Below are 8,712 nucleotides of genomic sequence, written 5' to 3'. Positions count from 1 at the left end.
AATTGCCTGGCTGTTGCTTTTCCATCAAGATACGCATGAACAGCCTTGGTTCGGATTTCTTCAGATGCAAATTTCATCTCTGCAATCTAAACGATTTCTAAATAAAATAAAAGTCAAATTGCTCTAGTATATCACCTTCATTGAAAACGTGAATTTCTCCCATTGACGGGCCGTTGGACAGAGGCCGGGAAAATGGTTATCTATGATTCGTGAAAACAGGAGGCCGTATGACCACCACCACATTTGACAGCCTTGATTATTTTGAACAGCTTAAAGCCGCTGGAGTGCCGGAAGAGCAAGCCAAAATCCAGGCTACTGCGTTGCGCGGCGTCATTGAACATTCCTTAGTGACCAAGCGTGATCTTAAGGAGCTGGAATTGCGTCTTATTATCAGGCTTGGCGGCATTGTGGTTGCCTGTACCGCCCTCCTTGTAGCAATATTGCCGATTGTGCTCAGATAGAGCATATTTGTCTCCTTCCTTTCGCGCATATTGCTTTTGAAACGCTCGCTCCGACGCTTCACGGCGCAAGTACATTTCGCCTGCGCCTGTCTCTGACGCAAGCAAAGCCCCCGCGGGTTTCGCGGAGGCTTTGCTTTTCAGAAGGCTGCCCAAGGCGCTTTCGGCCTCGGAGCGCGTAAAACGGCTTACGGCCTGAACGCTATCCTTTTTGCCCGCCTGCTCTGTCAGATTCACTTGTTTTTTCGGTCGAGTACGAAAAGTACACGCTCAAAGCAGGTGTATCTTCCCTGGCAGGCGAACAAAAATTCTATGGCGTTAACAGGTTCTAGTACATGCCGCCCATACCGCCCATGCCGCCCATATCGGGCATGGCCGGGGCGTCTTTCTTGGGCTCAGGCTTTTCGACAATGGCGCATTCGGTGGTCAGCAGCAGGGACGCCACGGAGGCGGCGTTCTGCAGGGCCGTGCGCGTCACCTTTTTGGGGTCGATGACGCCGGCTTTGATCAGGTCTTCATATTCGCCGGTGGCGGCGTTGAAGCCAAAGCCGTCTTTGCCCTGGCGCACTTTCTCAACCACAATGGAACCTTCAAAGCCCGCATTGTGGGCGATCTGGCGCAGCGGCTCTTCAATGGCGCGGCGGATAATGTTCACACCCGCAAGCTCGTCGTCGTCAGCAGGCTTGATGTCGGAAAGAACCTTGGACACGCGGATCAGAGCGGTGCCGCCGCCAGGCACAATGCCTTCTTCCACGGCGGCGCGGGTGGCATTGAGGGCGTCTTCGACGCGATCTTTCTTTTCCTTCATTTCCACTTCAGTGGCAGCGCCCACATGCACCACGGCCACGCCGCCCACCAGCTTGGCCAGGCGTTCCTGGAGCTTCTCGCGGTCATAGTCGGAAGTGCTGTCTTCAATCTGGGCACGGATCTGCTTCACGCGGCCCTTGATGGCATCGCTCTTGCCGGCGCCGTCCACAATGGTGGTGTTTTCCTTGTCAATGACCACGCGCTTGGCAGTGCCGAGATCGGAAAGGGTCATGTTTTCAAGTTTGGAGCCGGTATCGTCGGAAGCCACCTGGCCGCCGGTCAGCACGGCGATATCCTGAAGCATGGCCTTGCGGCGGTCGCCGAAACCGGGAGCCTTGACGGCCACCACCTGCAGAGCGCCGCGCAGTTTATTCACCACCAGGGTGGCCAGGGCTTCGCCTTCCACATCCTCGGCAATGATCATCAGCGGACGGTTGACCTTGGCGACCTGCTCCAGCACGGGCAGCATGTCTTTCATGCTGGAAATTTTCTTTTCCGTGCACAGGATGTAGGGATTGTCCATCTCGCAGATCATCTTCTCCGCGTTGGTCACGAAATAGGGGGAGAGGTAGCCGCGGTCAAAGCGCATGCCTTCCACCACGTCCATGGTGGTTTCCAGGCCCTTGGCTTCTTCGACCGTGATCACGCCTTCCTTGCCCACTTTGGACATGGCCTCGGCAATGATGTTGCCGATGGTGGCATCGGCATTGGCGGAAATAGTGCCGATCTGGGCGATTTCCTTCTGATCGCGGGTGGGCTTGGCAAGGTTGGCCAGCTCGCTGATCAGGGATTCCACGCCCTTGTCGATGCCGCGCTTGATGGCCATGGGATTGCGGCCCGCGGCAACCAGCTTGATGCCTTCATGATAAATGGCCTGGGCCAGAATGGTGGCCGTGGTGGTGCCGTCGCCGGCGGCGTCGGAAGTCTTGGAGGCCACTTCCTTGACGAGCTGGGCGCCCATGTTCTCAAACTTGTTGTCCAGTTCGATTTCTTTGGCCACAGTCACGCCGTCCTTGGTGATGACCGGCGCGCCGAAAGATTTTTCAAGCACAACATTGCGGCCCTTGGGGCCGAGAGTCACTTTAACGGCGTTGGCAAGCTTATCCACGCCACGGGCAAGTTTTTCACGGGCTTTAACATCAAACAAGATTTCTTTGGCAGACATTTTCAGATTTCCTCCTGAGTGGTGATTCGGCTACTTCGGAGCAGCAGGGCTGCAAAAGCGCCTGATGCATGCTCCTGCGTCGGCAGTACGCGGGTGTTGCCCGCCTGCACGGGCCGGAAACGGCATCCGGCGCGTGGCGGACACGATCCCGCATTAGTCGATGATGGCGAGGATGTCCTCTTCGCGCATGACCAGGTGTTCGACGCCGTCCAGCTTGATTTCCGTGCCGGCGTACTTGTTGAAGAGCACTTGCTCGCCCTTTTTCACCGCCATTTCGATGCGGGAGCCGTTTTCCGCGATCTTGCCGGGACCCACGGCCACAACTTCGCCCTTAGAGGGCTTTTCTTTGGCCGTGTCAGGAATGTACAGACCGCCGGCGGTCTTTTCTTCAGACTCAAGGCGTTTGACCAGCACACGATCGTTAAGGGGTTTCAGCTTCATAACGTCAAATCCTCCCGGAAAAATTTTTATTGCCCTCAGGGGCATAGGCGACGGCCGAACAGTGAGGCGCGCCGATACTCTTGCGCGTGTCGGGCCGCAGCGGGCATAGTTCCGTTGCACGGCCCCGCACCGGCATACAAATAAGACAATCTGGCATCTTGAAAAGGGGGTAAGGCGGATTTTTTTTAATTTTTTTTCTATAAAAATAAAAGAATATTTTATTTCAACAGGTTAGTTACGATCAAAAAAATTTCTGCCCTGACCTGCGGCGGATGCGCGCGCCAATGCCGCCTTGCGCCGGTGTGTGATTCATAGACATCATTTCAATTTATTGATACGTTCCCTTGATGGAAAAAGAAGTCCGACAACGCCTTCAATGGGTGAAACTTTGCGAAGAGTCAGGAGACGCCGGTTTTGTTTGTCGGCGCTGTGGAATCTCTCGTCCGACTTTGCGTAAATGGTGGAAACGCTATCAGGCACAAGGCATTGATGGTTTGGAGGGGCTAAGCCGACGCCCACATAGTTCTCCGTCTGCCAAAATCGGGCCTGACTATGAAAAACTCATTCTGGAAATACGCGGCGAGCGCAACTTGGGGGCCAGAAGGATTCAAAGTGAGCTGAGGCGACTCCACGAGATTTCTCTCTCTGTTGCGTCCATTCACAAGGTTCTTTGTCGCCATCAGGCAAAGCCTTTGGTGAGCTATCATCGAAAAAAAGACTTTACACGTTACCAACGATCGATTCCCGGTGAGCGAGTACAAATGGATACCTGCAAAATCGCTCCTGGTCTGTATCAATACACTGCCGTGGACGACTGTACTCGTTATCGGGTGTTACGGGTATATGCCCGCCGAACTGCGAGCAATACGTTGGATTTCCTTGATTGAGTCCTTGAAGAAATGCCCTTTCCTATTCAACGAATTCAAACGGATCGAGGCCGTGAATTTTTTGCCGTCATCGTCCAGGAACGCTTAAAGCAATATGGAATCAAGTTTCGTCCGAACAAACCAGCCTCTCCGTACTTGAACGGGAAGGTTGAACGCTCACAAAAGACATATAGAATCGAATTCTACAGTACTATCAACCTTTCATCATCCGACATTGATATGCTTCTTGCGGAGTGGCAACATTACTATAATTGGGAGCGTCCTCACAGTGCCCACAAAGGAAAAACACCTATGGAGCGGTACTGTGAATTGATGGAGCGGACACCACTGTCTGAAGAAGTTGCAGGCAACTACCACCCTGAACGAGAGCACATCCAAGAACAAAATTACAGCCTGGAACTTCGGCTCAGAAAATTGAAATGATGTCTATGGATCATACAACTAACGAGGGGAATCGCTTAGCATATGTCGCCTTCTCCCGCGCCCGTCATCCACATGTCTTAGAACTCATTTCATAATTCTGGAAAAAGCCATGGATTTTGGGTAGCATCAAAAAATGAGCAAAGCCGAATTGTTAACTGATGCTCAATGGTCTGTGCTGGAACCACTTTTTGAGGAAGAACGCACTGGAGCGGGGCGTCCTCAACTCTACTCGGATCGGGAAGTTTTAAATGGTGTTCTCTGGGTCTTATGTACTGGAGCAGCCTAGGGAGATTTGCCGGACAGGTTCCCATCTTCATCAACTTGCTACCGGAGATTCAGCAAGCGGGTAAAGGATGGCAGACTCAGGAAAATATTGGAGTCGCTCGCACGACATCTTGAAGATAAAGGATGAATAAATTTTGAAGAATGCTTCATTGACGGCACTTTTGTAGTGGCAAAAAAAGGGGCTCAAAAGTTGGAAAGACCAAGTGGGGCAAAGGTACGAAGCTCATGCTTATTGCTGACGCTTCAGGTTTACCTGTCGCCGTGCACACGGATTCTGCTCGCCCTCATGAAGTCAAGCTTGTCCAGTCTACCGTCAATGAAATTGTCACGGTGGGACGACCCGGAAGAATTATTGGGGATCGTGCCTATGACAGCGATCCGCGTGATGAAGCCCTTGCTTTACAAGGAATTGAACTCATCGCGCCGCATCGCAAGAATCGCCAAAAACCAGCGACGCAAGACGACCGCGCCCTACGCCTGTACAAAAGGAGATGGGAAATTGAACGCCTTTTTGCGTGGCTTAACAAATTTAAAAAAGCAATAAACAAACCTGAATTCTCTGAGTAATTACTACGATACTAAAGGAGAGAAAAATAATGGGATACCGATTCACATTAGAATCAGCAAATACAGTTGCTAAGCTGACTTTTGGAAAAGTGATGTCATGTTATAGGGATATCTATAGTTCCAGTGAATGCTATGAAGAGTTTATGTACTTTCTTGACCAATTCCATCAGAATCTATATTCCAATGATATGGAACGCTACATGAGGAGTGTACGGACGATACACAAAACTCTCCCCAGCTATGAAGATTATAAACGGCGTCTTGAGAAAGTCAAGTACGATGATACATTTTTGTTATTTTGGAAAGATGCGCTGGACGCGTTGAGAGAGTTATCGAGGATCTTTGAGGAATGTACCACAAAATCGCTTTTGCTACCGCCAATGAAAGATAGCGATAGGTGTAGTTATAACTTCATGACTTCCCCAAGAACTCTTCGTATGTTGTTTGAGCTCCACAAAGGGGATTCTTGCCTTATCCTTCAGCCGCAAGAACAGCCTCATAATGCAACAATCTTTAATGCGTTTCCGAATTTTGATGTTGCATTGCGTCAAGCAGATATGTGGCCAGCGGTTCTGTTTTGGGAAGGGTTAGATGACTATGCATTCATACCAGTTAAGCATGAAGATGAACTACTTTACCTTTATGAAATTATTAAATATGAGAGATATCCAATTGATGAGCTCAAAAGAATTGCCGAAGGCAAGAAAAAAACAAGTCACTATATTTTTCAGTTAAGCGATTTACACTTCGGAGCCAAAAATGTAGATGTTGCCGAACGTCGATTAAGAACGTTGGTCAAGTCACAACTTTCTAAAATCGAGTCATGTGATAGTATTAATTTCGTTATAACAGGCGATGCTGTAGACAAACCAAAGGAAACAGCAGAGTCTGTTTATTCTAATTTCGCAGAATACATAGAAGATCAATGTGGTCAAAAACCGATTCGCATTTTGGGAAATCATGATATCAATACCCATGGCATTGCTATTTTTCATGGAAAGCAGCATATAGCCAATATCGTCGGAGAATATCCGAAAATCAAGATCATTGAAGAATCTAAAGTAATCCTACTACTATTTAATTCAAACACGAACGGAAATTTTGCGGAAGGTGAAATTGGAACAGTACAGATGACCGAAATGGGGAACTTGCTTGATAAAGTAGGTAACCTGGAAAACTATTTGCTTGTTGCAGTTTTACATCATCATCTGCTACCTATACCGAAGCCCAGCTATTATGATCAAAAATGGTTTGAAAAAATCCTTCCAACCAATTTCATGGATATGTCATTGAAGTTGCTTGATGCTCAACTGTTTTTCGATTGGCTCCGTCAGCGCAATGTGCGGATTGTACTCCATGGCCATAAGCATATTCCTTTTTTTGCAGAATCAGATGGAATCACAGTAATTGGATGCGGCTCTTCCACTGGACAGATAGTTCATAAGGAAAAGGGTAAAACCTTTATTAGCTATAACATGCTCAAAATAAGCGAAAGAACCATTACCTGCACACAATTTGCAGAGGAGGTTTACGGCGCAGGTGCAAAGAATATCCGCACGGAAATAATAGAACTATAAAGGTACTTCGTAGATTGGCTGAATTTTGAAAACTATGATGAAATACAAAGACAGAGCTCCTACTCTACCAATTCTGTTGATGACTTGAGATTTCTGCTTTTCGAAAATATTTTGTTTCGTGGCTTGACATACGGGTGCCGCAAATCGTGAATACGCACATCGGCAAGGCCTAATTCCCGCCAGATACTGTTCCAGAACAGATACAGATCGGAGAGGGGCTTGCCCGGAGCGTGATCAAGGTGAATTCCTCCCGTGGTGGCCTTTTTCCACGCCCTTTTGCCGGCCGAAACCGTATGCAAAAGCCCTTCCGGTCTTACAACCGGAAGGGCAGAATCCGGAACGCGCACGACAGGCAGTGCCGCGCCAGGGGCTTTGCTTACGGCTTCTTTTGCTTTCTGCCTAGCCGGAAAGGCAAAGCGCCTCACATCAGAAACAAGGCCTATTTTTCATCACTCAAACGCCGGAAGCTCTTTTTCGCGGCTCCGCAGACCGGGCAGCGCCAGTCCTCCGGCAGATCCTCGAATGCGGTTCCCGGCGGAATCTTGTGCCGCTTGTCGCCGCGATCGGGATCATACATATACCCGCAATTCGTCACCTGGCAGCGCCAGATATTCTCAGGGTCGGACATGACAATCTCCGTACAGTTGCACGCCTTAGTCAGCCGCGGGCTCGGGCGTCACAAAGCCCTTGGAAGGCCCGGTATCGGAAGGCGTGCCCGCGATTTTGGCCAGATATGTGTCGCCCAGGGTTTTCAGATGCCTGGAAATATTCTCGTAATAGCTCAGATGAGCCTGCTCTTCATCAATGATCCGCTCAAAAAGGCGGGCGGTCACAACGTCGGCATTCTCATGGCAGACTTTGATAAACTCGTTGTACGCCGCGATGGTGTTGTCTTCCATATCCACGTCGCATTCGTAAATGGCGGGAACTTCCTGGCCCATCTCCACAGTGCCCTCCCTGTGGATCGTGGGCTCGCCGCCCAGTACCTTGATGCGTTCGGCAAAATCCTCGGCATGGCGCATTTCGTCAATGGCGATCAGCTTCATGCTGGCGGCCAGTTCGCCGTAGTCTTTGTCGGCAAGGCTATAGTGCTGATTCATATACTGGTGGATGGCGTTCAGCTCCCTGCTGCGGGCCTTATTGAGCACTTCAATCACTTTTGCCTTACGATCTTCTTTATTCTCTGCCATGTTCTAAACTCCTTGGCGATTTTTGGGGTAAGCTCGGAAACGTCTACATAGATAACCTTATTTTCCTGAAACAACAAGCTGCGTTCCGGGCCGCGGTAAAAATTTTCCGCGGTCCGCCGTTTTTTACGCATGTAGCGTTTTTGCCTGCGCGCGAAGTTCGCCCTGCCTGCCTTCTGCGGCCCACTTGCAGAGTTCGCTCGCGTCGCATCAGTTCTGTTGCCCGGCCTCGCGGCGGCTCGCGCAGGCCTCGCACACGCCGTCAAATTCAATGCGCGCTCCCACAATGGCGGAAAAGCCGCACACCTGGATGCCGTCCACGGGCGGAGCGGCCAGGGGCTGCATGACGTCGCCGATGCGCCCGCAATGCACGCAACGCACATGCTGATGCCAGGAAATATCGCCGTCAAAGCGTTTTGTGGAGCCTGCGGCCTCCAGGCGTCGTATTTCGCCGCTGTCCGCCAGAAAATCCAGATTGCGGTACACCGTGCCGAGACTGATGTGCGGCAGGCGCTCGCGCACGATGCTGTAAAGTTCGTCCGCAGTGGGATGGCTTTTGGTTTTGCGCAATTCTTCCAGGATCACGGCGCGTTGCCGTGTCATTCGAGTTTGAGCCTGAGCCATAGCCGCCTCCATAATTCAGTAAAGATTACTGTTATCGTGGAACGCTGTCAAGCCCGAAAAGGGTCTGGGCCAAAAAAATATTTCAGAAGTGATAAAATACTCATTTTTGAATGATGTTAGAGCGTTTTGCTAATAAAATTAGCTAAACGCTCTGGCGACAGCGTTAGAGCATTTTGCTTTTAACTTTTTACATATCCACAGGATTTAAACCATCCTTCAGCGTCTTTTTGTGTGATACAACTTAATGCTTTTCCAATGGATTTATACAGTTCATCACATGTTTTTGCTTTC

The 8,712-nt window shown here is 50.0% G+C and carries 7 protein-coding genes and 2 pseudogenes; 4 read left to right on the top strand and 5 right to left on the bottom strand.

The window, feature by feature from the left end; translation table 11 throughout:
* Positions 1–227: 227 nt before the first annotated feature.
* Entirely contained in the window at positions 228–461 is a 234-nt protein-coding gene (locus G7Y51_RS12665) for a DUF1640 domain-containing protein (RefSeq protein ID WP_165178033.1), read from the top strand.
* A gap of 325 nt (positions 462–786) precedes the next feature.
* On the opposite strand, the gene groL is transcribed toward G7Y51_RS12665, so the two are convergent.
* Both groL and groES read right to left on the bottom strand, forming a co-directional pair.
* Entirely contained in the window at positions 787–2,430 is a 1,644-nt protein-coding gene (gene groL, locus G7Y51_RS12660; protein WP_165178031.1) for a chaperonin GroEL, read from the bottom strand.
* Between the two features lie 153 nt (positions 2,431–2,583).
* On the bottom strand, positions 2,584–2,871 hold the full coding sequence (groES, locus tag G7Y51_RS12655) for a co-chaperone GroES (RefSeq protein WP_165066622.1): 288 nt from the start codon (positions 2,869–2,871) through the stop codon (positions 2,584–2,586).
* 347 nt (positions 2,872–3,218) lie between these two features.
* Between groES and G7Y51_RS12650 the strand changes: the two are divergent.
* The 3 genes and pseudogenes from G7Y51_RS12650 (at position 3,219) to G7Y51_RS12635 (ending at position 6,610) form a co-directional block, all read left to right on the top strand.
* Positions 3,219–4,181: pseudogene (locus G7Y51_RS12650) on the top strand (IS481 family transposase).
* A gap of 465 nt (positions 4,182–4,646) precedes the next feature.
* Positions 4,647–5,033, top strand: a pseudogene (locus G7Y51_RS12640) (transposase); the annotation flags it as partial.
* Between the two features lie 29 nt (positions 5,034–5,062).
* Positions 5,063–6,610: a metallophosphoesterase gene (locus tag G7Y51_RS12635; protein ID WP_206214341.1), complete on the top strand. Its 1,548-nt coding sequence runs from the start codon at positions 5,063–5,065 to the stop codon at positions 6,608–6,610.
* Between the two features lie 439 nt (positions 6,611–7,049).
* Here G7Y51_RS12635 and G7Y51_RS12625 read toward each other — a convergent pair whose 3' ends face one another.
* The 3 genes from G7Y51_RS12625 to G7Y51_RS12615 all read right to left on the bottom strand — a co-directional run bounded on the left by G7Y51_RS12625 (position 7,050) and on the right by G7Y51_RS12615 (position 8,421).
* Positions 7,050–7,238 carry a rubredoxin gene (locus G7Y51_RS12625; protein WP_165066612.1) on the bottom strand — a complete coding sequence of 63 codons (189 nt, stop codon included), beginning with the start codon at positions 7,236–7,238 and terminating at the stop codon, positions 7,050–7,052.
* 25 nt (positions 7,239–7,263) lie between these two features.
* On the bottom strand, positions 7,264–7,800 hold the full coding sequence (locus G7Y51_RS12620; protein WP_165178025.1) for a bacterioferritin: 537 nt from the start codon (positions 7,798–7,800) through the stop codon (positions 7,264–7,266).
* Positions 7,801–8,007: 207 nt separating this feature from the next.
* Entirely contained in the window at positions 8,008–8,421 is a 414-nt protein-coding gene (locus tag G7Y51_RS12615) for a transcriptional repressor (RefSeq protein WP_165178023.1), read from the bottom strand.
* Between the last annotated feature and the right edge of the window lie 291 nt (positions 8,422–8,712).

Source organism: Desulfovibrio sp. ZJ369, from assembly GCF_011039085.1.
Taxonomy (GTDB): Bacteria; Desulfobacterota; Desulfovibrionia; order Desulfovibrionales; family Desulfovibrionaceae; genus Desulfovibrio.
The sequence above is the reverse complement of the archived record's forward strand: the minus strand, read 5'-3'. Positions and strand labels throughout refer to the sequence as shown.

Coding starts and splice junctions, on each gene's coding strand:
- G7Y51_RS12665 (WP_165178033.1), top strand. CDS start 228: ATGACCACCACCACATTTGACAGCCTTGATTATTTTGAACAGCTTAAA.
- groL (WP_165178031.1), bottom strand. CDS start 2,430: ATGTCTGCCAAAGAAATCTTGTTTGATGTTAAAGCCCGTGAAAAACTT.
- groES (WP_165066622.1), bottom strand. CDS start 2,871: ATGAAGCTGAAACCCCTTAACGATCGTGTGCTGGTCAAACGCCTTGAG.
- G7Y51_RS12635 (WP_206214341.1), top strand. CDS start 5,063: ATGGGATACCGATTCACATTAGAATCAGCAAATACAGTTGCTAAGCTG.
- G7Y51_RS12625 (WP_165066612.1), bottom strand. CDS start 7,238: ATGTCCGACCCTGAGAATATCTGGCGCTGCCAGGTGACGAATTGCGGG.
- G7Y51_RS12620 (WP_165178025.1), bottom strand. CDS start 7,800: ATGGCAGAGAATAAAGAAGATCGTAAGGCAAAAGTGATTGAAGTGCTC.
- G7Y51_RS12615 (WP_165178023.1), bottom strand. CDS start 8,421: ATGGCTCAGGCTCAAACTCGAATGACACGGCAACGCGCCGTGATCCTG.